Origin of the sequence: Metasolibacillus sp. (assembly GCF_025291715.1) — a bacterium.
Taxonomy (GTDB): Bacteria; Bacillota; Bacilli; order Bacillales_A; family Planococcaceae; genus Metasolibacillus; species Metasolibacillus louembei.
Genome location: NZ_JAMBIZ010000004.1, coordinates 105,173 through 129,808, shown reverse-complemented (window position 1 = coordinate 129,808; position 24,636 = coordinate 105,173). Strand labels below are relative to the sequence as shown.

The window sequence follows — 24,636 nt, the reverse complement described above, 5'->3', positions numbered from 1 at the left end:
TAGTTTTGAGGTGGGCGTCTTACTGTCCGTTAATGCGGGATAAATAATAGGACTAAAATTACAGAGGTGAAAAATATCATGTTTGATCGTCTACAGGCAGTTGAAGATCGTTATGAAAGATTAAATGAACTATTAAGTGATCCAGACGTAGTAAGTGATAGTAAAAAGCTACGTGATTACTCAAAGGAACAATCGGACATTCAAGAAATGGTCGATGTTTATCGTGAATATAAAGCTGTCAAAGAGCAGCTTGCAGATGCACGCGAAATGTTAGAAATTGAAAAAGACCCAGATATGCTAGAAATGGTTAAGGAAGAATTCCATGAATTAAACGATCAAATTCCTGATTTAGAAGAACGTCTTCGCATTTTATTAATTCCGAAAGATCCGAATGATTCTAAAAACGTTATTATGGAAATTCGTGGTGCCGCTGGTGGAGACGAAGCGAATATTTTTGCGGGTGATTTATTCCGCATGTATTCTCGCTATGCAGAAACACAAGGCTGGAAAATTGATATTATGGAAGCAACACCGAATGCGATGGGTGGTTATAAAGAGGTTATCTTTATGATTAACGGTCAAGGTGCCTATTCTAAATTTAAATTTGAAAATGGTGCACATCGTGTTCAACGTGTTCCTGCCACAGAATCACAAGGACGAATTCATACATCAACAGCAACAGTTGCGTGTTTACCAGAGGTAGAAGAAGTAGACGTAGAAATTCATGAAAAAGATATTCGTGTTGATACATTCGCATCGTCTGGTGCTGGTGGTCAGTCCGTTAATACGACGATGTCTGCTGTGCGTATGACACATATTCCAACAGGTGTTGTTGTATCGATGCAGGATGAGCGTTCACAAATTAAAAACCGTGAAAAGGCAATGAAAATTTTACGTGCACGTGTAGCGGATATGTATATGCAAGAAGCGCAGGCAGAAGTAGATGCAACTCGTAAATCTGCTGTAGGTACAGGTGATCGTTCAGAGCGAATTCGCACGTATAACTATCCACAAAATCGTGTAACAGATCACCGCATCGGCTTAACGATTCAAAAACTCGACCAAATTATTGAAGGCAAATTAGATGAAGTGATTGATGCGCTTATTTTAGAAGAGCAAGCATCAAAATTAGCTCGATTAAATGAAGATGCATAATAAAGTATTTGAAGTCCTGCAACGGGCTTCTTCTTTTTTAAGTGCTAACGGTCGAGAGGAAACAGCAGCACGCTTATTATTACAGCATGTACTGCAAACAAATTATTCGGGGCTAATGCTGCAAATGCAAGAGCAGATGACGGAGGAGCAGCTAGCTCTATTTGAGGAAATGCTGCAAATGCACGTAGAAGGCAAGCCGATTCAATATATTACAGGTATCGAGGAATTTTATGGACGTACCTTTCAAGTGGATGAGTCCGTGTTAATTCCACGCCCAGAGACAGAGGAATTAATTGTCGGTGCAATGGCGCATATTCATAAGCTGTTTGGCAAAGAGGCATCTATTAAACTAGCTGATATCGGCACAGGTAGCGGAGCCATCGCTGTCACGATGAAGCTTGAATGTCCAAAGCTTGCTGTAACAGCAACAGATATTTCAGCAGAGGCACTAGCTACAGCGAGGAAAAATGCAGCACAATTACATGCTGAAATTGATTTTCGCTTAGGGGATTTAACTGAGCCAATCGCATGTGAGAAATGGGATGTCGTATTAAGCAATCCGCCATATATCGCCTTTCAAGAAGCGGAGAACATGTCGGACGTTGTGCTTGAGCATGAGCCCCACACAGCACTTTTTGCGGAAGAGGATGGACTTATTTTGTATCGTAAACTAGCGGAGCAATTGCCAGAATTAATGAACCCGAAAGCTTTAATTGGTGTGGAAATCGGTTATACACAAGGACAAGCAGTAGCTAGCTTCTTCCAGCAATATTTTCCACAGGCGATGGTAGAAATCGTTAAAGATATTAATGGAAAAGATCGAATGGTTTTTTGTGTAATGGATGAATAAAATGAATTTTCCTTGTCTATGCTAACAGGCAAGGAGGGATTTATATGTTAGAAGATTATAATATTGCTAGAAAGCCATCACGTGTTTTTATGATTTTCCGTTATGTTTGCTATGCATTAATTAGTTATATACTATTTGTAGCCGTACCGCATTTCGTAGATTTTGGTGAAGGCTGGCATGAGCAAAAAGAAGCGAGCCCATTGCTATTTAGAGTTGTGGCAAATAGTAATTTACAAGAGGATCAGCAATTGAAGCAAGAAATTGTGCAAGCAGTACAGCCGATTTTTGAGCAAATGGCTGAGACACAGCAAACAGAATTGATAGTAGCAGATTTACAGAAAGTATTAGAGAAGAACTATGCACAATACGATGTGCATATCTCAATTGGGGATAACTTAATTCCACCTAAATATGAATTTGCTAGCTTTTATCCACAAAATTTCTATCAATCTGTTGTGTTAACAATAGGGAAGGCACGAGGAGATAACTGGTTTTGCTCAGCTTTTCCAAAAACATGTGAAAAACCAGAGGAACGAAAAGAAGAGAAGCGCAAATTTGTCATTTATGAATGGTTAAAACGAAAATTATCCTAAATTTACTCACAGGTCGGCATAACTTATACACAATTAGCGATAAGTTATCAACAATATGTGTATAACTATGATAAAAATAGCGAAATAAAAGGCGGTGACAGTATGGAGACGAAATATTTAATTGTGGATAAAAATGTGGATAGTTCGAGCGTTTATACACAAGCTGTGGATTTTTTAAATAGTGGTGAAGTTGTAGCATTTCCAACAGAAACGGTATACGGGCTAGGTGCTGTTGCAACAGATGAGGAAGCGGTACAAAAAATATTCACTGCGAAAGGGCGCCCATCCGATAATCCGTTAATAGTCCATCTTCATAATAAGGAGCAAGCGAAGGAATATGTAACAGCTATATCTGAAGTAGCACAAAAATGTATGGATGCATTTTGGCCAGGTCCACTTACGCTTATTATAGAAGCGAAGCCAAATGTTTTTGCCGCAAATGTACAAGCGGGCTTATCTACAGTTGGTTTACGCGTACCTAACCATCCTGTTGCATTACGTTTATTGCAAGAAATCAAAAAGCCGTTAGCAGCACCAAGTGCGAATCGAAGTGGTAAACCGTCACCCACAAAGGCAGAGCACGTAGCAGAAGATATGACAAATCGCATTGCCTGTATTTTAGATGGTGGAATAACAGGCGTTGGCTTAGAATCAACAGTGCTAGATGTCACTGTCACACCACCTGTCATACTACGTCCAGGTGGAGTTACAAAGGAAATGCTAGAAAAAGTAATCGGGACAGTTATTCAACCGACAAACAATGAGCAGGGAAGTACAGAGGCACCGAAAGCACCTGGTATGAAGTACACACACTATGCACCTGAAGCACCTGTTGTACTAATCGAGCCTACAATTGAAAAAGTACAACAAGCAATTGAGCAGCTACAGGCAGAGGGCCATCGTGTTGCATTACTAGCATCAGAAAGCTTTGCAGAGAGCAAGGCAAATTATTTCTTTACATACGGTAAGGACGGCAACGTTGAGGAAATGAGCGTAGCGCTTTATGATGCATTACGTGCATGTGATAAAACGGATGCAACGATTATTTTGGCAACAACAACTGCACATGTTGGCGTAGGTGTGGCGATCATGAACCGCTTAGAAAAAGCAGCGGGCGGTGCCTGGCACACAAACAATTCTGAAAATTAAAGACAATTCCCAAGCTATCGAGGTGGCTTGGGTTTTTCTTTTAATTAAGTTCTTGCTACCAATTTGTCCACATACAAATAGAGTGAAAGCAACGTGCGTAGCTTTCAAGATTAATGAATGATGGAGGCATGGCGTTGCAGGAAATAATTGTCGGCATTATTTTAGCGCTAGACGTTGTGGCATTGTATATTTTATTGCCAGCTGTTTCACAACGCTTTTTACTATCTGTTTGGACGGCTTTTTGGCATATGCTTTTTCCGCTTTTAGGGTTTAAATTAGGGAGTTGGGTTAGTATTTTTATGGCAGAATGGGCATCCTACCTTTCTGCAATTTTATTATTTTGCATAGCACTTCAATTACTTTTATCATCTAAAAATCAACATGTCCCGCAACTTGCCTTGCCGATTTTAGCGATTATGGCGAGCATTGATAGCTTTTCAGCAAGCGTTTCTTTTGGTATGCTAAATTTAGAAAAGTATTTATTTATATTGAGTGCTGGAGTTGGTACTTTTTTGCTATCCTATATAGCGCTAATTGTTGCAAAGACGTCAATTTTCAACAGTCAAATTTTTAAAATGATAGCAGGTATATTATTGTTAATCATTAGTGTTGTGATACTTTTGAATTAAGTATTTTTGGAAGAGTGGGAGAAAGATGAATATTTATTTTGTTTGTACAGGGAATACTTGCAGAAGTCCGATGGCGGAAGCAATTTTGAAGGCGAAGCAACTCTCTAACGTTTCGGTCCGTTCAGCAGGTATTTATGCGCTTGAAGGGGGCGAAATGTCTGTAAATGCACAGCGCGTTTTAAATGATGAAAATATTCCTCATAGTCATACTTCTCGTCAAGTAACAAGTGAGGATATTGAATGGGCAGACGTAATTTTAACGATGACCACAGCGCATAAGGAGCTATTACTTCATAGCTTTGAAGCTGCTGCACAAAAAACGTATACGTTGAAGGAATATGTTACGCCATATACAGCACTAGACGTGTCTGACCCATTTGGCGGAGACTTGCATACGTATAAGCAAACATTTTATGAGTTACAGCATTTAATTGAAGAATTAGTGCAAAAACAAGAAGGGGGCACAAATAGTGAATAATGAAAAACGTTTTAATTTACGCAAAAAGTTAGTGTTATTTGTAGGGATTTTGGCCTTTGTTACATATTCTACTAGTTTTGTATTTATTGAGTTTATCCATCCGATGTTTTTCGAATCGATTAACAGTAAAATTTTCCAAATAAGTACATACATAGCGGGGATCGTTTGGTCTTGTATTTTAGCGGCAATTTTTAGCATTATTTTAGTCCGTCCGCTACAATCATTGGAGCAGGCTGCATCAAGGGTAGCTGAAGGGAAAATAGGGCAAGATGTTACAATGCCAAAGACAAATGATGAGATTCGTGCAGTAGCAGAGGCGTTTCAGCATATGCTAGTTAATTTACGTGGCATGGTAGATGGAATTGAAAATAACTACAATATTACGAATTCCACAATTAACGAGCTATCTGAGCTGACAACTGCATCCTCACGCAAAGCGAATGATGTAACACAAACAGTGGGACATATTTCAGAGGGGGCACAAACTTCAGCTGTATCTGTTCAGGAAATGGCAGAGGCACTTGTCGATGTTCGTCAATTGGCACTTGATGTGAATATACATGCAACAAATTCTGCAGATGGCTCCAAGCAAATGCTAAATAATTTAGAAGCAACAAAAGGAGCCATTCAAAGTCTTGTAACAAGTATTCAACAAATTGCACAAGGAAATAAGGAAGCGCTAGGTAATATTCAAGAGCTAGAAAAAAATGCGGAGCAAATTGAGCAAATAATCGGACTAGTTGGCGATATTGCAGCACAAACGAATTTACTTGCATTAAATGCGTCAATTGAAGCAGCGAGAGCTGGAGAGCATGGGAAAGGCTTTGCTGTTGTTGCAGAGGAAGTTCGTATTTTAGCAGACGAAAGTGCGAAGGCAGTACAAGGAATTACAGGCATTATTCAAGCAATGCAGCAAAATGTAGAGCTCGTTGTGAAGCAGATGAATGGGCAAGTTGCATTCGCTACACAAGAATCAGCACGTGTATCTGAAACGACAGCAACAGTTGATAGTATGGTACAAAATGTGGAGGAAGTTGCACATGCCGTAGTAGATATTTCTTCATTAACACAGCAGCAGCTAGGCAGCATTGAGTTAACGGCACAGCAGTCGCAAGAGGTTGCCGCAATTGCAGAGGAAACATCTGCTGGGGCACAGGAAGTTCGCGTGATTACAGAGGAGCAAGCAATGGAAATTGAACAGACGCAAAGCTTATGTGAAAATCTTCAGCTACAATCAAATGAATTATATAAAGTAATTGCTCGATTTGATCGCTCAAACAACGCACAATAAAAAAGCATTACAGAGAGGAAACTCAAACAGCCTAACTAAGTTGTTCGAGTTTTCTTTTTAATATTTATTTTTAGAAGAGCCCTTTCTTTGTAGGGCGTAATTGAGAGAGATTTCTAATAACTATAAGCATATGCTTAATCATAAGAAATTTCTGTAAATTTTCTAAATACGAATATCAAGAAGATAATCAGTATAGAAAAAGAATAAAAAATGAACTTTTAAGCATAATAATTATACAATGTTCGTGTTTTGTTAAAAAACTTTCATTATTCTAGTTGAAAAGAATGTTTTTCTGCTGGAATAAATGGTACACTATTGGTGAATATATCGTGAAAAGAGGGAGCTTCGTTGAAAATTGCAATTTCTTCTGACCATGGCGGTAATAATTTACGCCGTGAAATTATGTCTCTGTTAGATGACTTAGGCATTAGCTATGAAGATTTCGGTCCACAATCTGATGAATCTGTTGATTATCCAGACTATGCAAAGCCTGTTTCTGAAGGTGTTGCGTCTGGAAAATTTGAACGAGGTATTTTAATTTGCGGTACAGGGATTGGCATGTCAATCGCAGCAAACAAAGTAAAAGGAATTCGTTGCGCTTTAGTGCATGACGTATTTTCTGCAAAAGCGACACGCTGTCATAATGATTCCAATGTATTAGCAATGGGCGAACGCGTTATTGGACCAGGTTTAGCGCGTGAAATCGTAGCAACTTGGCTAAGCACTGAATTTGAAGGTGGACGCCATACACGCCGCGTAGAAAAGCTTTCAGAGCTGGAAGTGTAATAAATGACAAATGTGAGTAATTTACAGACAATGCTATCAACATTGTTAAGTGACTTAGAGCAGCAAGTAGTGTTCCAGCCAGAGCAATTATTTGTTGTTGGTTGCTCGACATCTGAGGTAATCGGTGAGACCATCGGAACAGCAGGGGCGATGGATGTAGCAACAGCAATTTATGCCGAGCTACAAAAGTTTGCTGAACGCCATCAATTATATTTAGCTTTCCAAGGCTGTGAGCATATTAATCGTGCTTTAACACTTGAATATGCAGCCGCACAAAAATATCAGCTAGAGCCTGTACACGTTGTTCCAGTAAAAACAGCAGGTGGCTCGATGTCAGCTTACGCTTACACGCAAATGCACAAGCCAGTTGTCGTGGAAAATGTACAAGCACATGCAGGTATTGATATTGGCCAAACATTAATAGGCATGCACTTAAAAGCAGTAGCAGTTCCAATCCGCACATCAGTGAAAACACTAGGTGAAGCAGTCGTAACAGTAGCAACGACACGCCCGAAACTAATTGGCGGCGTGCGTGCACAATATGAATAATTTACTTTTGGGAGGAATTTTACATGGCATTTGAAAAGTTAGCAGCACAGGACAAGGCAGTACTAGATGGTATTTTAGCAGAGAAAAAGCGTCAGCAAGCGAACATCGAACTAATCGCATCTGAAAACTTCGTATCAGAAGCTGTAATGGAAGCTCAAGGCTCTGTATTAACGAATAAATATGCAGAAGGCTACCCAGGCAAACGCTACTATGGTGGCTGTGAGCATGTCGATGTAGTAGAAGATATCGCACGCGATCGCATTAAAGAGCTATTCGGTGCTGAATACGCAAACGTACAGCCACACTCTGGTGCGCAAGCAAATATGGCTGTGTATCATACAATTTTAGAGCCAGGCGATACAGTGCTTGGTATGAATCTTTCACATGGCGGTCACTTAACGCATGGCTCACCAGTAAACTTCTCTGGTATTTTATATAATTTCGTAGAGTACGGTGTAACGAAAGATACACACGTAATCGATTACGAAGATGTTCGTCAAAAGGCTTTAGAGCATAAACCGAAATTAATCGTTGCAGGTGCATCTGCATATCCACGCGAAATTGACTTCAAAAAATTCCGTGAAATTGCAGACGAAATCGGTGCATACTTCATGGTAGATATGGCGCATATTGCAGGCTTAGTTGCAGCAGGTGAGCACCAATCACCAGTACCATATGCTGACTTCGTAACATCTACAACGCACAAAACATTACGTGGTCCACGCGGTGGTTTAATTTTAGCTTCAAAGGAGTGGGAGCAAAAATTAAATAAGTCGGTATTCCCAGGAATTCAAGGTGGTCCATTAATGCATGTTATCGCAGCGAAAGCAGTAGCATTCGGTGAAGCATTACAACCAGAATTCAAGGAATATGCAAAGCAAGTGAAGGCAAACGCACGCGTATTAGCAGAAACATTAATCGCTGAAGGTGTAGAAATCGTTTCTAACGGTACGGACAACCATATCGTACTATTAAATGTAAAATCTCTTGGTTTAACAGGTAAAGTAGCAGAGCATGCATTAGATGCAGTTGGTATCACAACAAATAAAAATACAATTCCTTATGACACTGAATCACCATTTGTGACATCAGGTATTCGTATCGGTACACCTGCTGTTACATCACGTGGCTTCAAAGAGGAAGACGTGAAAGAAGTAGGCCTAATCATTGCATCTGTCTTAAAAAATGTTGAAGATGCAGCTGTACAAGAGGAAGCTAAAGCGCGTGTAAAAGCGTTAACAGATAAATTCCCATTATATGCGTAATGAAAGAAGAGCAACGACAATCATTGTCGCTGCTCTTTTTGGTAGTCGCTGATATATTTAAAAGAAACGCCGATATATTATAAAAATCGCCGATAAACAATCCAAACCCGCCGATATCATGTTCTACAACACAGCATAGGCTTTTTTTGTTATACTTATTTAGAAAAAGTGAAACTTCATTAATTATAAGCTAATGAAGGATAAACAATAGTTAGGAGAGAGCCGCCATGAGCAAAGTATATGTATTCGATCATCCATTAATTCAACACAAATTAACGTATATTCGTGACAAAAACACAGGAACGAAGGAATTTCGTGAGCTTGTTGACGAAGTAGCGACATTAATGGCATTTGAAATTACGCGTGAAATGCCACTAGAAGAAATTGAAGTAGAAACACCTGTTACAACAGCAAAATCAAAAGTTTTATCAGGTAAAAAACTAGCTATTGTGCCAATTTTGCGTGCAGGAATCGGCATGGTAGATGGCGTTTTAAATTTAATCCCAGCTGCAAAAGTAGGGCATATTGGACTATATCGTGACCCTGAAACATTAAAGCCGATTGAATATTATGCGAAGCTACCAGCAGATGTTGAGGAGCGTGATTTCATTATTGTTGACCCGATGCTAGCAACTGGTGGCTCTGCAGTAGAAGCCATTAATTCTTTGAAAAAGCGCGGTGCGAAAAATATTAAATTTATGTGCTTAATTGCTGCTCCAGAAGGGGTAGAGGCAATTCAAAAAGTACATGGCGATGTAGATATTTATATTGCAGCATTGGATGAAAAATTAAATGATCATGGCTATATTGTACCTGGATTAGGTGATGCGGGAGACCGTTTATTCGGTACAAAATAAAATTGAAGGGGTTGTCTGAAAAGAAATTTTGAGACACCCTAAATTAATTTTTATAGACTGGAGAATTCGGAATGACGAAATTTAAAGTAATGACGATTTTCGGTACGCGCCCGGAGGCAATTAAAATGGCACCGCTTGTATTAGAGCTAGAAAAGCATGAGCAAGTTGAGTCAATTGTGACCGTGACAGCACAGCATCGTCAAATGCTTGATCAAGTGTTGGAAACATTTGAAATTAAGCCGGATTACGATTTAAACATTATGAAGGATCGCCAAACGCTTGTAGATGTAGCGACAAATGCTTTGCAAGGGTTAGACGCGGTCATGAAAGAAGCAAAGCCTGATATCGTGTTGGTGCATGGTGATACCGCGACTACGTTTATCGGGAGCTTAGCTGCATTTTACAATCAAATTGCGATTGGACATGTAGAGGCGGGTCTTCGAACAGGACAAAAATATTCGCCATATCCTGAGGAAATGAACCGTCAGCTAACGGGGGTTATGGCAGATTTACATTTTGCCCCAACAAAGCAGTCAGAGGAAAATTTACTGCGTGAAAACAAGCCAGCTGAGGCTATTTTCGTAACAGGTAATACAGCGATTGATGCATTAAAAACGACTGTTAGCGAAACATATAGCCACCCGGTGCTCGAAAAAATTGGCGCAGATCGCATGATTTTATTAACAGCGCATCGCCGTGAAAATTTAGGTGAGCCAATGCGCAATATGTTCCGTGCCATTAAACGTTTATTAGCGGAGCATAACGATATTCAAGTTGTCTATCCTGTTCATATGAATCCAGTTGTACGTGAAATTGCGAATGATGTGCTAGGTAATGATGAGCGCATTCATTTAATTGAACCGTTAGAAGTATTTGATTTCCATAATATCGCAGCGCGTTCATATATGATTTTGACGGATTCTGGTGGTGTGCAGGAGGAGGCACCTTCATTAGGCAAACCGGTGCTTGTGCTGCGTGATACAACAGAGCGACCTGAAGGGATTGCAGCAGGTACATTAAAGCTTGCTGGTACAGATGAAGACATGATTTATCGTTTAGCAAATGAATTGCTTGTTGACAAGGAAGCTTATCATGCGATGGCACATGCATCTAATCCATATGGTGATGGCCATGCATCGGAGCGAATTGTGCAAGCACTTGTGGAGTTTTTAGCGAAACAGTAATGCTAAAATAACTTTTTCAATATAAGGAAATGGGACAAACTTCACGTACAAAATCACTCTTCACAAATTTGTCGACAATTTGACAACATTAGAGGGATTGTGAAGTTTTTCACCATTACTAATTGACATCAAATATCGCCTATTGTATGCTAACAAAGGGTAAGAATGATAAGGGTTTCAAAGTTTGAATCACTTATTATATCAAGTTTCTACTGAATTAACAGTTGGATTCCAATTGTTAATTTACAACAGTTTGATGCGTCTGGATTCACATCCATAAAGGTTAAAGCTTTCGTATGTAGAAATTTACTCCAAGACAAACCTTGCTACATATTTATTTAACCTCATACTTCAGTATATTCAATAGTTTTTGAATTTACTGACTGGTCAGCATCAATTCTTTACTCGAAAAAAATTCAGGAGACTTATTGCCAATGGAAGATTTGCACTACATTTTCGCTAAGCAAAAGAAAGTGTTATTTTTTTTGCTCGCCCTCTGTGTACTAGGATGGGCTTTTACGCCATATGCTAGCATCTTCGCAGGACTCGGTTTAGGTGCATTCTTCGGTACATACAACTTTTGGATTTTAGTTCGACGAATGGACAACTTTGACCGTTCGATTAGTGAAGGAAGAAAGGCATCATCAATAGGTACAGCCTTACGCTTTGGCTCAGGTGTTGCCGCAGTTGCAATCGCCATGTCGTTGCCAGAGAAATTTCATTTAGTTAGTACCGTTATTGGGCTAATGATTCCGTACATTTTTCTCGTAGTTGAGCGAATTGTACATCTTGTCAAACATCACTAAAATGAAAGAGAGGTGAATGCAAAAATGGATCATAAAAATCCAGAGTTTCATCTAAAGCTATTTGGAGATTTCACGTTAATCTTTAACAAATCAACTGTGTTGATGTTAATTGTTACGGCGGTTATCGTATTTTTAATCGCATTTATTTCCACACGCAACCTAAAGCTTAAGCCAACAGGTATGCAAAACTTCATGGAGTGGATTATGGACTTCGTGAAAGGGATCATTAAAAGCAATATGGACTGGAAAACAGGTGGTCAGTTCCACGTATTAGGGATTACATTAATTATGTTTATCGCTGTAGCGAACTTACTAGGTTTACCATTCTCTATTAGCCATGATCACTACCTATGGTGGAAATCGCCAACAGCTGACCCGACAGTAACATTAACATTAGCTGTTATGGTAACGCTATTAGCGCACTACTACGGTATTAAAGCACACGGTTCTGGCGGTTATGCGAAGAACACGTACTTAAAGCCAATGTGGTGGATGTTCCCGCTGAAAGTTATTGAAGAGTTTGCCAATACGTTAACGCTTGGTCTACGTCTTTACGGTAACATTTTCGCAGGTGAGATTTTAATTGGCTTAATCGCAGGTGTCGCAGGGGCAAGCTATTTAGGATGGTTCGGAATGGTTATTCCAGCTATCGCATGGCAAGGATTCTCGATCTTCATCGGCTTTATCCAAGCTTTCATTTTTACAATGTTAACGATGGTTTATTTGGCACACAAAGTGAGTCACGACCATTAATTATAAATTCCGCAAATTTTGCGGTATTTGAACCACAATAAAAAAACACATATTCCAAGGAGGAAATTTAACAATGACAGGTTCAATTGGTTTATTAGCAGCAGCAATCGCAATCGGTTTAGGTGCACTAGGTGCAGGTATCGGTAACGGTCTTATCGTATCAAAAACAGTAGAAGGTATCGCTCGTCAACCAGAATTACGTGGTGCTCTTCAAACAACAATGTTCATCGGGGTTGCATTAGTTGAGGCCCTTCCAATCATCGGTGTAGTAGTAGCATTCATCGTAATGAATCAATAATTACTACTTACGACGTCAATGGCGAAGAAAAAGTTCACCAGACTTACTACTTCGCCATTCCTTTTATGTAATACATGAAATTCACATATCAACTATGTGAAGAAAGCAACAATGAATTTGAAATTAAAGATTTATGTGTTATAGATTTTGAACAAGCTCTTGAAGGGAGTGAACCAATCGTGTTATTAAATGATCTTGTATTAGGTGCAGGTGGCGGTTTTAATGGTGGAGATATCATTGCAACATTATTAACGTTCATTATTTTAATGATTCTTCTTAAAGTGTTCGCATGGGGTCCATTAATGGGCATTATGCAACAACGTGAAGAATTAGTTGCAAGCGAAATCGATGCAGCTGAAAAAGCGCGCAAAGAAACGCACCAATTATTAGAAGAACAAAAAAGCCTTCTAAAAGAAGCTCGTACAGAAGCACAAGCGATCGTAGAAGGTGCTAAAAAACAAGGCGATGCACAGCGTGAAGAAATTATTTCTGCAGCTCGTGCAGAAGCAGCTCGTTTAAAAGATGCAGCTGTGCGTGAAATTGAAAACGAAAAAGAAAAAGCAATTGCAGCAGTACGTGAAGAAGTTGTATCATTATCAGTTCTTGCAGCATCTAAAGTACTTGGCAAAGAAATTTCTGAAGCGGACAATAGCGCATTAATTAAAGAAACGATTGCGAAGGCAGGCGAAGCGAAATGAGTCAAGTAGCGAAGCGTTACGCTGAAGCATTGTTTCAATTAGCTAGCAAAAATCAAAATCTTGTAGAAGTAAGTGCTGATTTAAAAGAATTAACAGCCGCAATCGAAGCAACACCAGCTTTATTAGAGCTATTAAAAGCACCTAAAATTTCTTCTGCAAAGAAAAAAGCAATGCTATCTGAAATTTTAGCAAATGCTAATTCAGCAGTAGTGAACACAGTTCAATTATTAGTTGATAAACAACGCATTAGCGAAGTCGTTGCTGTAGCAGAAGAGTTCCAAGCTCTTGCAACTGCAGCGAGCGGTGCCGCAAAAGCAACAGTTTACTCAACACGCGCTTTAACCGAGGCTGAAAGTGCAGAGATTTCAGTAGCCTTTGCACAGCTAGTAGGGAAAAGCAAGCTAGAAATTAACAATATTATCGAGCCATCAATTCTTGGTGGTATTCGTGTACAAATTGGCAACTATATTTATGACAGCACAATTGCTTCTAAACTAGAAGGTTTAAAGCGTACATTAGTTGTTTAACTTTAAGAAATGTGAGAGGTGAACATACATGGGCATCAAAGCTGAAGAAATCAGCAGTCTGATTAAACAACAGATTGAAAATTATCAATCTGAATTACAAGTAAGCGAAGTAGGTACAGTTATCCGCGTTGGTGACGGTATCGCGCTTGCTCATGGCCTCGACAACGTCATGGCTGGAGAGCTTTTAGAGTTCTCTAACGGTGTTATGGGTATGGCTCAAAACTTAGAAGAAGGTAACGTTGGTATTATTATTCTAGGTGAGTACCTTGACATTAAAGAAGGCGATGAAGTTCGTCGTACAGGTCGTATTATGAGCGTTCCAGTTGGTGAAGAACTAATTGGTCGTGTTGTAAACCCATTAGGTCAACCAGTGGATGGCTTAGGTCCAATCAACACAACAAAAACTCGTCCAATCGAAAGCCCAGCTTTCGGTGTAATGGCACGTAAATCAGTACATGAGCCATTACAAACTGGTATTAAAGCGATTGACGCATTAGTACCAATCGGCCGTGGTCAACGTGAGTTAATCATCGGTGACCGTCAAACAGGTAAAACATCTGTAGCAATCGATACAATCTTAAACCAAAACGGTGAAAACATGATTTGTATCTATGTTGCAATCGGTCAAAAAGAATCTACAGTACGTGGCGTAGTTGAAACATTACGTAAAAACGGTGCTTTAGATTACACAATCGTTGTAACAGCTTCTTCTTCTCAACCATCACCATTATTATACTTAGCACCATTTGCTGGTGTATCGATGGCAGAAGAATTCATGTTACAAGGTAAACACGTATTAGTAGTATATGATGACCTATCAAAACAAGCATCTGCTTACCGTGAGCTGTCATTATTATTACGTCGTCCTCCAGGTCGTGAAGCTTACCCTGGTGACGTGTTCTACTTACACAGCCGTTTATTAGAGCGTGCTGCAAAATTAAACGAAACTTACCAAAATGGTTCAATCACTGCATTACCATTCGTAGAAACACAAGCAGGGGATATCTCAGCTTACATTCCTACAAACGTAATTTCGATTACTGATGGTCAAATTTTCTTACAATCTGACTTATTCAACTCAGGTGTACGTCCAGCAATCAACGCCGGTTTATCTGTATCACGTGTAGGTGGTTCAGCACAAATTAAAGCGATGAAAAAAGTAGCTGGTACATTACGTCTTGACTTAGCTGCTTTCCGTGAGTTAGAATCTTTCGCTCAGTTCGGTTCTGACTTAGATAAAGCAACTTTAGCTAAATTAGAGCGCGGTAAACGTACTGTTGAAGTATTAAAACAAGACTTAAACAAACCGTTAAAAGTTGAAAAACAAGTTGTCATTTTATATGCATTAACTCGTGGCTTCTTAGATGATATTCCAGTAGCTGATATCACTCGTTTCGAGGGTGAGTTCTTAAGCTGGTTAGATACAAACCACACAAGCGTATTAGATCATATCCGTACAACAAAAGATATTCCAGCTGATGCAGATCTTGCTGAAGCAATCAATGCTTTCAAAAAGACTTTTGCTAAATCAGAATAATCTTAGTTAAATCGTTCTTTGCAAATCCGCAAGCTAGCTGCTTGCGGATGCTGTGAGAATAATGGATTGTGATTAAATAACAGAGGGTGGTGAAATACCAGTGGTAAACTTACGCGAAATTAAAGGTCGTATTAACTCTACAAAGAGCACACAGAAAATAACAAAGGCGATGCAAATGGTTTCTTCTTCGAAACTACGCCGTGCAGAGCAAAACGCTAAAGCATACGTTCCTTATATGGAAAAGATTCAAGATGTAGTAGGCGCTATCGCAGCAGGTACAAAAGACAGTGGACATCCGATGTTAACTGCTCGTCCTGTTAAGAAAACAGCTTACTTAGTAATTGGTTCTGACCGTGGTTTGGCAGGTGCTTATAACTCAAGCATTTTACGTCAAGTTCAACGCACAATTAACGAGCGTCATCAATCTAAAGATGAATACGTTGTTTTTGCATTAGGTCGTGTTGCACGTGATTACTTTATTAAACGTAATCACAATGTTATTAGTAGTGTTGTGGCTCTTCCAGACCAACCGACATTTGCTGATATTAAAGAAATCGCTCGTAATGCTGTTGGTATGTTCATTGATGGCGCATATGATGAACTTTATATGTACTATAACCACTTCGAAAGTGCTATTTCTCAAGTAGTAACGGAGAAAAAGGTTCTTCCGTTAACTGATATTGCTACTACTACAACAACAAGCGCTGCATATGAATTCGAACCATCTGGTGAAGCAATTCTAGAAGTATTACTTCCACAATATGCAGAAAGCTTAATTTATGGTGCTTTATTAGACGGAAAAGCAAGTGAACATGCTTCACGTATGACGGCAATGCGTAATGCAACAGATAATGCTTCTGATTTAATCGACAACTTATCTTTGCAATACAACCGTGCGCGTCAAGCAGCTATTACACAAGAAATTACAGAAATCGTTGGTGGAGCTGCAGCCCTAGAATAGGCTGCACTTTCACTGACTTCGTATAAGAATACGATAGGAGGGTACACAACATGAACAAAGGACAAGTTCTACAAGTAATGGGTCCGGTAGTAGACGTTAAATTCGAAAACGGCCATTTACCAGCAATCTATAACAACTTAACTGTTAAGATTGAACGTCCAAATGAAGAGCCAACTACTTTAGCTCTTGAAGTTGCAATCCACTTAGGTGACGATGTTGTTCGTACAATTGCGATGTCATCTACTGACGGTTTACAACGCGGAGCAGAAGTAACTGACTCAGGAAAAGCTATCTCAGTACCAGTTGGTGAAGTAACACTAGGACGTGTATTCAACGTACTTGGTGAAGTAATCGACTTAGGTGAAGAAATTCCAGAATCAGCTCGTCGTGACTCAATTCACCGCGAAGCACCAAAATTCGATGAATTATCTACTTCAGTTGAAATCCTAGAAACAGGTATCAAAGTAGTAGACTTATTAGCACCATATATTAAAGGTGGTAAAATCGGTCTATTCGGTGGTGCCGGCGTAGGTAAAACTGTATTAATCCAAGAACTAATCAACAACATCGCACAAGAACATAGCGGTATTTCTGTATTCGCAGGTGTAGGTGAGCGTACACGTGAAGGTAACGACTTATTCCACGAAATGACAGACTCTGGCGTTATTAATCAAACAGCGATGGTATTCGGTCAAATGAACGAGCCACCTGGTGCACGTATGCGTGTAGCTTTAACTGGTTTAACAATGGCTGAATATTTCCGTGATGAGCAAGGTCAAGACGTACTTTTATTCATCGACAATATCTTCCGTTTCACACAAGCAGGTTCTGAGGTTTCTGCCCTATTAGGTCGTATGCCTTCTGCGGTAGGTTACCAACCAACACTTGCTACTGAAATGGGTAAATTACAAGAGCGTATTACATCGACTACAAAAGGTTCTGTAACATCGATTCAAGCGATTTACGTACCAGCCGATGACTATACTGACCCAGCTCCAGCAACAACTTTCGCTCACTTAGATGCAACAACAAACTTAGAGCGTAAATTATCTGAAATGGGTATTTATCCAGCGGTTGACCCATTAGCATCAACTTCTCGTGCATTATCACCAGAAATCGTAGGAGAAGAGCACTATGGAATTGCTACTGGCGTACAACGTACAATTCAACGTTACCGTGAGTTACAAGATATCATCGCCATCTTAGGTATGGATGAGTTATCTGATGAAGATAAGCAAACAGTAGAACGCGCTCGTCGCATTCAATTCTTCTTATCTCAAAACTTCCACGTAGCGGAGCAATTCACTGGTCAAAAAGGTTCTTACGTGCCTGTTAAAGAAACTGTTCGCTCATTCAAGGAAATTCTTGAAGGTAAATGGGATCACTTACCAGAGGATGCTTTCCGTTTAGTTGGCAGCATTGATGAAGTAGTAGAAAAAGCAAAAGGCATGGGCGTAGAGGTTTAATTCTAACGGCGAGGAGGAAAATAATATGAAGACAGTAACAGTCAGTATTGTCACTCCCGACGGCCCAGTATACGATTCTGAAGTAACAATGGTAGTCGCTAAAACAGTTTCAGGGGAAATGGGTGTACTTCCAGGCCATATTCCTATGGTTGCGCCTCTTACAATTGGTGCTGTAAAGCTAAAAAAAGAAGATGGTTCAACTGATTATGTAGCTGTTAGCGGCGGCTTCATCGAAATTCGCCCTGAAAAAGTATCAATTTTAGCTCCTTCAGCAGAAGATGCAGCTTCAATTGATGTTGCTCGTGCTAAAGAAGCATTAAAACGAGCAGAAGGTCGTTTAGAAGGCAAAAAAGATGACATTGATTTCAAACGTGCTGAGTTAGCGCTAAAACGTGCGTTGAATCGTATCAACGTTCATGAGGGTAACATCTAATTCAAATGGGGCTGTTTGGAAAGCTTAGCTTTTCAAACAGCTCTTTTAAATGAAAACGCTAATAAAGTGAGCAAAACTGCCAATAAACAAAAAGTTTACCTTCAAAAAAACAACTTTTTTCATATAAGGAGTGTACGTAAAAATGAACTTTTATACGGAAATAGGTCAACAGGCACTTTTCGGTCTTGCCTCGCATATTTTCTTCATTGCTGTGGCATTCTATGCATTACAAGCATTTCGTTTTGAGCAATTGTTTAAAAAAGGCAAAACATTTCAAATTCAGCTCATTTACATTTTATTTAGCATCGTCATTGGTTCGACAGTTTCTAACTTTTTTATTAACTTTTCGCAGTGGTCAAGAAGCTTAGTTTATATTTTCCAATAAAATGCATTATATAGGTTGTAGGGGACAACAATCATTTGCTTTTCGCTACAAAGTATATATTTCCTGGGTAATCGACTAAAAATGTTTAACATATCGAATTTTGGTGTATAAAAGAACAGTGTATACAATCGTTATATTGTGTCGAAATGTCATGGAAAATACAGAACATGCCCAACTTGACCTCGCATGAAAAGTATTCAACATCAGATTCACCAACTATACATACCGTGCGTAATATATAGTATGAAAAATAAAGCCAAAATTCGACACAAAATAGTGAATTAGATGCTTGATAAAGTTGGGTTATAGCTGTATTATTAGCAGTGTTTGGATAAAAAATATCAATGAACTTTTAAATAAAATAGCAAGTTTACGAGAATGAGATTCGGAGGGACGAATTGTGGAGAAAATTATCGTTATGGGTGGTCAGACTTTACGAGGTAACGTGAGAGTTGAAGGCGCAAAGAACGCTGTATTACCTATTTTAGCAGCAGCTTTATTAGCTTCTGAAGGAAAAAATGTTATTAAAGATGTTCCAGCATTAGCTGATGTATATACAATTGGTGAAGTATTAAAAAGCTTAAATGCAGATGTACAATATTATGTAGACGGGAATGAAATTGTTATTGATGCGTCTCAGGATTTATCAAGTGAAGCGCAATTTGAATTTGTTAGTAAAATGCGTGCATCGATTTTAGTGATGGGATCGTTGCTGGCACGCAATCGCTTTGCGCGTGTTGCCTTACCAGGTGGTTGTGCAATTGGCTCTCGTCCGATTGAACTTCATTTAAAAGGCTTTGAAGCGATGGGTGCTGAAATTTCTTTTGGACATGGCTATGTAGAGGCACGTGCTGAAAAATTAAAAGGTGCTGAAATTTATTTAGATTTCCCAAGCGTTGGTGCGACAGAAAATATTATGACAGCAGCAGCATTAGCAGAAGGTACGACAATTATCGAAAATGCGGCAAAGGAGCCGGAAATTGTCGATTTAGCGAACTTTATTAATGCAATGGGCGGTCGTGTAACAGGTGCTGGCACAGCAACAATTCGCATTGAAGGTGTAGAAAAGCTAAAAGGTATTACACATTATGTTATTCCAGATCGCATTGAAGCAGGCACATTTATGGTTGCGGCAGCAATTACACGTGGCGATGTTGTGATTGAAAATGCCATTCCAGAGCATATGACAGCGCTGATTGCCAAAATGCGTGAAATGGGCGTAGAAATTACAGAGCAGGATAATGGGCTACGTGTACGTGCGACAGGTGGATTAAAGGCTGTAGACATTAAAACAATGCCACATCCAGGCTTCCCAACAGATATGCAGTCACAAATGATGGCATTGATGTTATCTGCTGAAGGAACAAGCATTATTACTGAAACGGTATTTGAAAATCGCTTCATGCATGTTGAGGAATTCCGTCGAATGAATGCAATTGCTAAAATTGAGGGGCGTTCTGTCTTTATTGAAGGCAATAATGCATTACAAGGTGCGGAGGTAGCTGCAACAGATTTACGTGCGGCAGCATCGCTTATTTTAGCAGGCTTAGTATCTGAAGGTGTTACACGCGTAACAGCGCTACACCATTTAGATCGTGGCTACGTAAAATTCCACGAAAAATTAGCAGCATTAGGTGCAAACATCGAACGTGTAACTGAGGGCGAAGTAAAGATTGCCAAAGAAGATAATGCTGAACAAGTAACTGCATAATAATAGAAAGAGGGGCTGTCCGAAAAGAGTATATCTTTTCAGACTGCTCCTTTATTTTTGCAAATAAAATTGTCAACAGCTACATAAGATGGCGTATGAAAAAAAACCTACTACTCATCATTATTGTGATATGTATGTTGTTTACTGTGCCGCTTCTTTATTACAAAAAGCCAAAGCCAGTAGCGGAGCCATGCGAAATTTTAATTACCATTGAAGGTGTAGCTAAGAGCATACCGCTAGAGCACTATTTAATTGGTGTTGTTGCTGCGGAAATGCCCGCTAGCTTTCATCCAGCTGCATTACAAGCACAAGCAATTGCCGCACGCACATATGTAATACGCAATACAGACTACGGAAAAAAAGCAATTAAGCCAACAACAGCACATCAAGTATTTATCGATGAAAAAGCGCGGCAGCAAAAGTGGTTAACTGCCTTTGCGCAGTATGAAAGTAAAATAACAGAGGCTGTAAAAACGACAACAGGACAAATTATACTATATAAAGAAGAACCAATTTCAGCAATGTTTCATGCCTCATCAAATGGAGTAACAGAATCAGCAGAAAATTATGGTGGACAGGATATACCTTATTTACAATCTGTAGCATCACCTGAAGAAAACAGCGAAACAGTTAAATTGACGGTAAATGAATTAAATGCCAAGCTGCAAACAAATTGGACACAGGAGGATTTTTTAAATTTACAGCTTGAGCGAAATAGCTCAGGTCGTGTGCAAACAGTAAAAGGTAAAAAAAATTTTAGTGGACGTGAATTTAGAGAGCTTTTACAATTGCGTTCAACCGATTTTATGATGATGGAGGAAGGTAATGACATTGTCATTGCAACGAAAGGCTATGGGCACGGAGTTGGAATGAGTCAATACGGTGCAAATGAATTAGCTAACAATGATGCTACAGCACAACAAATACTTACGCACTACTACCCACAAACGACAATTGGCAATGTTTGTACAAAAAAATAAGCAAGCGTGTTTAAAAATTGTGTAGATTGTTCACACTAGCTTCAGAGGTGATGAACATGCGAGAGGAAAAAAATTTAAAACCTTCTCCGAAAAATTTACAACAAAAGCCATGGTTTTGGCCAGCTATTTATGCGGGTATTGCACTCGCGATAATTGCACTTATGTTTAGTTACAATGTGCTAGTTACGAAAAAGGAAGAGAATCTTCTAACAGAAACAGTGGCAAAGGAAGAAATTCCAGAGCAGCAACAACCGATTATTGAAACAAATGCAACGCAAGAAAATTTGAAATATCCATTCGATGAAGCATACTTAGAGGAATTGACAATTTTACAAGATTTCTATGATTTCTCTGCAGATGCAAAAACGCGTGAAAATGCACTGCTTGTCTTTAAGCAAACATTTTCGACATCGTCTGGTATGTCGCTTGCTATTAACAGTGAGCCATTTGAAGTGCTTGCTGCCATGAGCGGTGTCGTAACAAAGGTCAAAATGGATGCGTTCACAGGTAATATGATTACAGTGGAGCATGCAAACGGCTTAGAAACGCGCTATAGCTCTGTTACAGACATCGTTGTTAAAGAGGGCGATGAGGTTGTTCAAGGGCAACCGTTAGCGACAACAACTGAAAATGATTGGAACCCGACAGCGGGAATTCATTTGCATTTTGAAGTGTTGGAAAATGGTGAAGCAATAAATCCAAGAAAATTGCTTGCATTCTAAGTTCTAAATAGGTGCGGACGACTCATAAGGTGAAGAAACATACTACTAAGCTACGGCACATTCTTACATCCTAAGTAGAAAGGAAGGGAACGTGCACGAACATATTCGGCGTCGTTGTGTTCAGCTAGGGGAGTTGCTTATCGAAACTAAAGAAACAGTCCGCACTTTAGCTAAAATGACAGGCTATTCTAAAAGTACTGTGCACAAAGATTTAACAGAAAGGCTTATTCTAATCAATGAGCCACTTGCACAGGAAGTCAAGAAAGTTTTAGCCTATCATAAATCCGTCCGGCATTTGCGAGGCGGAGAGGCAACAAAGAAAAAATGGCAATCGAAGCAACACGAACAAAGCACCTAGATGATACGAATGTACATCTAGGTGCTTTTCTCTATTTCTCTTGAATCAACGGATTTTTAGGTTAACTTCTACTAAAAGCGGGCTCAAAAAAATCTGGATGAGAGTTAGCCAAGGTGTAATTGATATTACATATTTAGGGAATATCTTACTATAAAAGAGGGTGTAATTCATTGTTCATTGTGATAAAATAATCTAGATAACTAAATGTATAATAAGGACTTGTGAAAAAGCGGATATTCACAGCCTTTTAAACTAAAAATGTACGTCAAGACTTGAAGTGGTGGAAGGAGAAACTACAGGAATGTTTTCAAAGGATATTGGGATTGATTTAGGGACGGCAAATGTTTTAATCCATGTAAAAGGCAAAGGAATTGTGTTAAATGAGCCTTCTGTTGTAGCGATGGATAAAAAAACGGGAAAAGTTTTAGCAGTCGGTGAAGAGGCGAGACAAATGGTTGGACGAACGCCAGGTAATATTGTAGCAATTCGACCTTTAAAGGACGGGGTAATTGCAGATTTTGACGTGACAGAGGCAATGCTACGACATTTCATTAATAAATTAAATGTACGAGGGTTTTTATCGAAGCCACGTATTTTAATTTGCTGTCCTACAAATATTACAAGTGTAGAGCAAAAAGCAATTCGTGAGGCAGCTGAAAAATCAGGTGGCAAAAAAGTATATTTAGAAGAAGAGCCAAAAGTGGCAGCAATCGGCGCAGGTATGGACATTTTCCAACCAAGCGGCAACATGGTCGTTGACATCGGTGGTGGTACGACAGATATTGCTGTATTATCAATGGGAGATATCGTAACAAGCGAATCGATTAAAGTAGCAGGCGATGTATTTGATAATGATATTTTGCAATACATAAAAAAGGAATACAAGCTATTAATTGGAGAACGTACAGCAGAGGCTGTCAAAATGACAATCGGCACAGTATTTCCGAACAATCGCAACGAATCAATGGAAATTCGCGGACGCGATATGGTAACAGGTTTACCGCAAACAATTACAATTCATTCGTCTGAAATAGAAAGAGCGCTGCATGAATCTGTATCAATGATTGTACAATCAGCGAAAAATGTATTAGAAAAAACGCCACCAGAGCTCTCAGCAGATATTATTGATCGCGGTGTTATTTTAACGGGCGGAGGCGCGCTTTTACATGGAATTGACCAATTGTTAATTGAAGAATTAAAAGTACCTGTATTTATAGCGGAAAACCCGATGGATTGTGTAGCAATCGGTACAGGTATTATGTTAAATAATATTGACCGCTCGGCAGGAACTTCAGCAGACTAATTCAACCTTCGCAAGTGAGAGGGAGCATGTTTTACGCAATGAAAATAACTAGCAAATGAGGTATGCTTTATGTTTAAAGGTTTTTACACAGTAGCTTCAGGCATGCTTGCACAGCAACGCCGCACAGAAATATTGACAAACAATATGGCAAATGCAAATACGCCAGGCTTCAAAGCAGATCAATCAACAATTCGCTCATTTCCAGATATGTTGCTTTCAGCAAAAGGCGCAACAAACATACCAACGGAAAAAGGGTTAGCTTTAAAGCAGCTGAAGCCAATCGGTGCACTGACAACAGGAGTATACTTACAAGAAACAATTGCGAACAATGCACAAGGCTCATTATTGCAAACAGGTATGCCAACAGATGTAGCATTAGTAGATGTTACGTTGCCAATCGATGAAGCATCTGGCAATCAAGGAGCAATTTATTTCCGATTACAGCATCCAGAAGGCGGAGAAGCTTACACACGTAACGGGAACTTCACTTTAGATGGACAAGGTAATCTAGTGAATGGGCAAGGTCTTTATGTATTATCTGAAGCAGGTCAACCTATTCAGCTAGCAAATGATAATATAACGATTACAAGCAATGGTGCAATTATAGATGAAAATGGTGCACAGGTTGCAACAATTGGTGTGGCATTCTCAGCAAATCCAGATGTTTTAATGAAGCAGGATAACGGCTTATATCGCATGCTTGATGAAGGTATATTACCGTCAGCATACGGACAAGCAGGCGTTACTTTTACAACAAGTCACAAAAATTTAGAAGCATCTAACGTCGATTCAGCACGTTCAATGACAGATTTATTAACAGCATATCGTGCGTTCGAGGCAAACCAAAAGGTTTTACAGGCATATGATCGCAGTATGGAAAAAGCAGTAAATGAAATTGGAAAAGTGTAACGG

General features: G+C 39.4%; 28 protein-coding genes. All 28 read left to right on the top strand.

Annotated elements, in window-relative coordinates; genetic code table 11:
- Window positions 1-78: 78 nt before the first annotated feature.
- The gene (gene prfA / locus M3Z76_RS04545) at window positions 79-1,155 is read left to right on the top strand and encodes a peptide chain release factor 1 (RefSeq protein ID WP_293921497.1); all 1,077 of its coding nucleotides are present in this window, start codon (window positions 79-81) and stop codon (window positions 1,153-1,155) included.
- The gene (gene prmC / locus M3Z76_RS04540) at window positions 1,142-2,005 is read left to right on the top strand and encodes a peptide chain release factor N(5)-glutamine methyltransferase (RefSeq protein ID WP_293921499.1); all 864 of its coding nucleotides are present in this window, start codon (window positions 1,142-1,144) and stop codon (window positions 2,003-2,005) included. The genes prfA and prmC overlap by 14 nt, the downstream gene beginning before the upstream one ends.
- Window positions 2,006-2,049: 44 nt before the next feature.
- Complete coding sequence (locus M3Z76_RS04535; protein ID WP_293921501.1) at window positions 2,050-2,598, top strand: stage II sporulation protein R; 549 nt, start codon at window positions 2,050-2,052, stop codon at window positions 2,596-2,598.
- Between the two features lie 102 nt (window positions 2,599-2,700).
- Window positions 2,701-3,747: an L-threonylcarbamoyladenylate synthase gene (locus tag M3Z76_RS04530; RefSeq protein WP_293921502.1), complete on the top strand. Its 1,047-nt coding sequence runs from the start codon at window positions 2,701-2,703 to the stop codon at window positions 3,745-3,747.
- Window positions 3,748-3,881: 134 nt separating this feature from the next.
- Complete coding sequence (locus tag M3Z76_RS04525) at window positions 3,882-4,376, top strand: manganese efflux pump (RefSeq protein WP_293921503.1); 495 nt, start codon at window positions 3,882-3,884, stop codon at window positions 4,374-4,376.
- Between the two features lie 25 nt (window positions 4,377-4,401).
- A complete protein-coding gene (locus tag M3Z76_RS04520; RefSeq protein WP_293921504.1) occupies window positions 4,402-4,854 on the top strand; it encodes a low molecular weight protein arginine phosphatase in 453 nt (150 codons plus the stop codon).
- Complete coding sequence (locus M3Z76_RS04515) at window positions 4,847-6,145, top strand: methyl-accepting chemotaxis protein (protein WP_293921506.1); 1,299 nt, start codon at window positions 4,847-4,849, stop codon at window positions 6,143-6,145. Before M3Z76_RS04520 ends, M3Z76_RS04515 begins: the two co-directional genes overlap by 8 nt.
- 348 nt (window positions 6,146-6,493) lie before the next feature.
- Window positions 6,494-6,931: a ribose 5-phosphate isomerase B gene (rpiB, locus tag M3Z76_RS04510; RefSeq protein WP_293921508.1), complete on the top strand. Its 438-nt coding sequence runs from the start codon at window positions 6,494-6,496 to the stop codon at window positions 6,929-6,931.
- Between the two features lie 3 nt (window positions 6,932-6,934).
- On the top strand, window positions 6,935-7,480 hold the full coding sequence (locus M3Z76_RS04505; protein WP_293921510.1) for a TIGR01440 family protein: 546 nt from the start codon (window positions 6,935-6,937) through the stop codon (window positions 7,478-7,480).
- A gap of 23 nt (window positions 7,481-7,503) precedes the next feature.
- Window positions 7,504-8,745: a serine hydroxymethyltransferase gene (glyA, locus tag M3Z76_RS04500; RefSeq protein WP_293921512.1), complete on the top strand. Its 1,242-nt coding sequence runs from the start codon at window positions 7,504-7,506 to the stop codon at window positions 8,743-8,745.
- A gap of 227 nt (window positions 8,746-8,972) precedes the next feature.
- A complete protein-coding gene (gene upp / locus M3Z76_RS04495; RefSeq protein WP_293921514.1) occupies window positions 8,973-9,602 on the top strand; it encodes a uracil phosphoribosyltransferase in 630 nt (209 codons plus the stop codon).
- Between the two features lie 71 nt (window positions 9,603-9,673).
- The gene (gene wecB, locus M3Z76_RS04490) at window positions 9,674-10,786 is read left to right on the top strand and encodes a non-hydrolyzing UDP-N-acetylglucosamine 2-epimerase (RefSeq protein WP_293921516.1); all 1,113 of its coding nucleotides are present in this window, start codon (window positions 9,674-9,676) and stop codon (window positions 10,784-10,786) included.
- Window positions 10,787-11,220: 434 nt separating this feature from the next.
- Window positions 11,221-11,592: an ATP synthase subunit I gene (locus tag M3Z76_RS04485; RefSeq protein WP_293921518.1), complete on the top strand. Its 372-nt coding sequence runs from the start codon at window positions 11,221-11,223 to the stop codon at window positions 11,590-11,592.
- Between the two features lie 24 nt (window positions 11,593-11,616).
- Window positions 11,617-12,345 carry a F0F1 ATP synthase subunit A gene (gene atpB, locus M3Z76_RS04480; protein ID WP_293921519.1) on the top strand — a complete coding sequence of 243 codons (729 nt, stop codon included), beginning with the start codon at window positions 11,617-11,619 and terminating at the stop codon, window positions 12,343-12,345.
- Between the two features lie 73 nt (window positions 12,346-12,418).
- Window positions 12,419-12,643 (top strand): F0F1 ATP synthase subunit C, encoded by a 225-nt coding sequence (atpE, locus tag M3Z76_RS04475; protein ID WP_042470896.1) that lies wholly within the window; start codon window positions 12,419-12,421, stop codon window positions 12,641-12,643.
- Window positions 12,644-12,822: 179 nt separating this feature from the next.
- Window positions 12,823-13,341 (top strand): F0F1 ATP synthase subunit B, encoded by a 519-nt coding sequence (gene atpF / locus M3Z76_RS04470; RefSeq protein ID WP_293921523.1) that lies wholly within the window; start codon window positions 12,823-12,825, stop codon window positions 13,339-13,341.
- Complete coding sequence (locus tag M3Z76_RS04465) at window positions 13,338-13,868, top strand: F0F1 ATP synthase subunit delta (protein ID WP_293921524.1); 531 nt, start codon at window positions 13,338-13,340, stop codon at window positions 13,866-13,868. Before atpF ends, M3Z76_RS04465 begins: the two co-directional genes overlap by 4 nt.
- A gap of 28 nt (window positions 13,869-13,896) precedes the next feature.
- Window positions 13,897-15,405 (top strand): F0F1 ATP synthase subunit alpha, encoded by a 1,509-nt coding sequence (atpA, locus tag M3Z76_RS04460; protein WP_293921525.1) that lies wholly within the window; start codon window positions 13,897-13,899, stop codon window positions 15,403-15,405.
- Between the two features lie 100 nt (window positions 15,406-15,505).
- On the top strand, window positions 15,506-16,366 hold the full coding sequence (gene atpG / locus M3Z76_RS04455; RefSeq protein WP_293921526.1) for an ATP synthase F1 subunit gamma: 861 nt from the start codon (window positions 15,506-15,508) through the stop codon (window positions 16,364-16,366).
- A gap of 50 nt (window positions 16,367-16,416) precedes the next feature.
- Window positions 16,417-17,832: a F0F1 ATP synthase subunit beta gene (atpD, locus tag M3Z76_RS04450; RefSeq protein ID WP_293921527.1), complete on the top strand. Its 1,416-nt coding sequence runs from the start codon at window positions 16,417-16,419 to the stop codon at window positions 17,830-17,832.
- Between the two features lie 25 nt (window positions 17,833-17,857).
- Window positions 17,858-18,265, top strand: a complete 408-nt coding sequence (locus M3Z76_RS04445) for a F0F1 ATP synthase subunit epsilon (protein WP_293921528.1) — start codon at window positions 17,858-17,860, stop codon at window positions 18,263-18,265.
- A gap of 142 nt (window positions 18,266-18,407) precedes the next feature.
- On the top strand, window positions 18,408-18,650 hold the full coding sequence (locus M3Z76_RS04440) for a DUF1146 family protein (protein WP_293921529.1): 243 nt from the start codon (window positions 18,408-18,410) through the stop codon (window positions 18,648-18,650).
- A gap of 400 nt (window positions 18,651-19,050) precedes the next feature.
- On the top strand, window positions 19,051-20,361 hold the full coding sequence (gene murA, locus M3Z76_RS04435) for a UDP-N-acetylglucosamine 1-carboxyvinyltransferase (protein ID WP_293921530.1): 1,311 nt from the start codon (window positions 19,051-19,053) through the stop codon (window positions 20,359-20,361).
- A 95-nt stretch (window positions 20,362-20,456) separates the two neighbouring features.
- Window positions 20,457-21,341, top strand: a complete 885-nt coding sequence (gene spoIID, locus M3Z76_RS04430; protein ID WP_293921531.1) for a stage II sporulation protein D — start codon at window positions 20,457-20,459, stop codon at window positions 21,339-21,341.
- Window positions 21,342-21,397: 56 nt separating this feature from the next.
- Complete coding sequence (locus tag M3Z76_RS04425; RefSeq protein ID WP_293921533.1) at window positions 21,398-22,063, top strand: M23 family metallopeptidase; 666 nt, start codon at window positions 21,398-21,400, stop codon at window positions 22,061-22,063.
- A 91-nt stretch (window positions 22,064-22,154) separates the two neighbouring features.
- On the top strand, window positions 22,155-22,421 hold the full coding sequence (locus tag M3Z76_RS04420; protein WP_293921534.1) for a sporulation transcriptional regulator SpoIIID: 267 nt from the start codon (window positions 22,155-22,157) through the stop codon (window positions 22,419-22,421).
- A 301-nt stretch (window positions 22,422-22,722) separates the two neighbouring features.
- Entirely contained in the window at window positions 22,723-23,724 is a 1,002-nt protein-coding gene (mreB, locus tag M3Z76_RS04415) for a rod shape-determining protein (RefSeq protein WP_293921535.1), read from the top strand.
- Between the two features lie 69 nt (window positions 23,725-23,793).
- A complete protein-coding gene (locus M3Z76_RS04410; RefSeq protein ID WP_293921536.1) occupies window positions 23,794-24,633 on the top strand; it encodes a flagellar hook-basal body protein in 840 nt (279 codons plus the stop codon).
- Window positions 24,634-24,636 lie beyond the last annotated feature (3 nt).